Here is a 373-nt window from a genome sequence, read left to right on the forward strand (position 1 = left end):
GGTAAATATTCGAGAGGACGGGTGAGACGACACCGCCTTGCGGTACCCCGCTCAGCGTCGCGTTCCAGACCCAGTCCTCCAGGTATCCGGCTGTAAGCATGTTACGCATCAGCCTCAGGAACCGGCCATCGTGGATCGTCTCACCCAGCATCGAGAGCATGATCTGGTGATCGAAGCTCCCGAAGCAGTCGGCGACGTCTCCCTCGATAAACCAGGTCGTCCCAGTCCAGGTATCAGCCACGTCCCGTACTGACGATTAATGTGTGGTGTTAATGGGTCTGGTGATGGCTGGTGGTGGGCGGGTACATCTTTTGCTATGAGGTATGCGACGGGTGGCGGGTTGACGCCCGCCGGGCAGGTGGAACGGGAGCGG

At 59.8% G+C, this 373-nt stretch carries 1 pseudogene; it reads right to left on the reverse strand.

Annotated elements, in window-relative coordinates:
• Positions 1 to 262: pseudogene (locus tag FMEAI12_RS39120) on the reverse strand (reverse transcriptase/maturase family protein); the annotation flags it as partial.
• Positions 263 to 373: the final 111 nt, after the last annotated feature.

Origin of the sequence: Parafrankia sp. Ea1.12, from assembly GCF_900465275.1 — a bacterium.
In the GTDB taxonomy this organism is placed as follows: domain Bacteria; phylum Actinomycetota; class Actinomycetes; order Frankiales; family Frankiaceae; genus Parafrankia; species Parafrankia soli.